The organism is Streptomyces sp. CNZ287 (genome assembly GCF_007827615.1).
Map to the genome: position 1 here is coordinate 1 of NZ_VISV01000047.1, position 2,292 is coordinate 2,292.

Below are 2,292 nucleotides of genomic sequence, written 5' to 3' on the forward strand. Positions count from 1 at the left end.
GGTTGACGGCGGAGCCGCGGAGCACCGCCAGCACCTCGTGCCCCTGCCGCCGCGCCTCCGACAGCCGCTCCACCAGCAACAGCCCGACACCCTCGCTCCAGCCCGTGCCGTCCGCGCCCTCCGCGAACGCCTTGCAGCGACCGTCCGGCGAAAGACCCCGCTGCCGCGAGAACTCCACGAAGGTGTTGGGCGTCGCCATCACGGTGACGCCGCCGACGAGCGCCCGGTCGCACTCCCCGTTCCGCATCGCCTGTGCCGCCAGGTGCAGCGCGACGAGCGACGAGGAGCACGCGGTGTCGATCGTCATCGCCGGGCCTTCGAGCCCGAACGCGTACGCCACCCGGCCCGACAGCACGCTCGACAGGTTCCCTGTCAGCGCGTAGCCCTCGATCTCCTGCCGTTCGGTCGACATGCGGGGCGCGTAGTCGTGGTACATGACGCCGACGTAGACGCCGGTGCGGCTGCCGCGCAGGCTGTCGGGGTCCACACCCGCGCGCTCACACGCCTCCCACGACGCCTCCAGCACCAACCGCTGCTGCGGATCCATCGCCAGCGCCTCACGCGGCGACACACCGAAGAACTCCGCGTCAAAATCCCCCGCATCATGCAGAAACCCGCCATGACGCGCGTACGACTTCCCCGACCTACCCGGATCCGCGTCGAAAAGATCGGCGCCCCAGCCGCGATCGACCGGGAACTCCGAGATCCCCTCGCCACCGGACCAGACCATGTCCCACAGCTCCGCCGGCGACGTCACACCGCCCGGATAGCGGCACGCCATCCCCACCACCACGACCGGATCGTCCGCGTCCACGGCGGTCACGGGCGCCGTCGCGGCGGAGGCGGTGGCGGCTCCGAGCACTTCGTCGCGCAGGTGGCGGGCGAGGCCGGCGGGCGTGGGGTAGTTGAAGACGACCGTGGGGGCGAGGCGCACGCCTGCCGCGGCGTTGACGCGGTTGCGCAGCTCGACGGCGGTCAGGGAGTCGAATCCGAGTGCCTTGAAGTCCTGGTCGGCGTCGACGGCTGCGGCGTCGTCGTAGCCGAGGACCAGCGCGGCCTGAGTGCGGACGAGCCCGACCAGCTCGGCGTCCTGTGCCTCCGCGTCGAGCCCCGCCAGCCGGGCGGCGAGGGCGGACGTGCCGGTCGCGGTCCCTGCCGACGCCACCCGGCGGGCGCGGCGGCGGGGGGCGAAGTCGCGGAGGAGGTAGGGGACTTCGCCGGCCTCGGCCTGCGCGCGGAGCGCGGGGAGGTCCATGCGTACGGGGACCACGTTCGGCGTACGGGTGCGGAGGGCCGCGTCGAAGGAGGCGAGCCCGAGTTCCGGCGTCAGGAGGGCGATGCCGCTGCGGTGCCAGCGCGCGAGTTCGGCCTCGCCGAGCGCGGCGCCCATGCCGCCCCTGCCGCCGACGTCGCCCCACAGGCCCCACGCCAGGGCCTGTCCCGCCAGGCCCTGGGCCCGGCGGCGGGCGGCCAGGGCGTCGAGCCAGGCGTTGGCCGCGGCGTAGTTGCCCTGTCCCGGAGTGCCCAGCACGCCGGCGATCGAGGAGAAGAGGACGAAGGCGTCGAGGTCGAGATCGCGCGTCAGCTCGTCGAGGTGCGACGCGGCGTCGATCTTGGGGGCCAGGACGTCGCGCAGCGCCTCGGGGGTGAGGGACGCGATCGTGGCGTCGGCGACGACGCCCGCGGCGTGGATGACCGCGGTCAGCGGGCGGTCGTCGGGCAGGTCCGCGAGCATCCGGGCCACGGCGTCGCGGTCGGTGAGGTCGCAGCGGGCGAACGTGGTCTCCGCGCCCGCCGCCCGCAGTTCCTCCCGGAGTTCGGGCGCTCCGGGCGTGTCGATGCCGCGGCGGCCGGCGAGCAGCAGGTGCCGTACGCCGTGCCTCGCCACCAGGTGACGCGCGACCAGCCCGCCAAGCGCCCCGGCCCCGCCGGTGATCAGCACGGTGCCGTTGCGGCGGCCGAGTGCCTGTACCGCGTCGCCCGGGGGCGGCAGGTGCGTGAGGTGCGGGGTGTGGGGGGTGCCGACGTGGAGGGCGAGTTGAGGGGTGGTCAGCGCGTGGGCGAGGGCGTTCGGGAGGTGGGTGCGGGTGTCGGGGTGGTCGTCGGTGTCGACGAGGTGGATACGGTCCGGCTGCTCGGCCTGCGCCGTGCGGGCCAGGCCCCAGAGCGCCGCGTGTACGGGGTCGGGCTCGGCGGTGTGGGCGTGGCGGGTGAGGAGGACGAGGGGGGTGTCGGTGAGTCGGGGTTCGGCGAGGTACTGCTGGAGGAGGGTGAGCAGGTCGTGTACGGCCT

The 2,292-nt window shown here is 74.3% G+C and carries 1 protein-coding gene; it reads right to left on the bottom strand.

What is annotated here, in order from left to right:
* Nucleotides 1-2,292 (bottom strand): type I polyketide synthase (locus tag FB457_RS35010; RefSeq protein WP_145784710.1); only part of this gene is annotated, 2,292 nt, incomplete at both ends.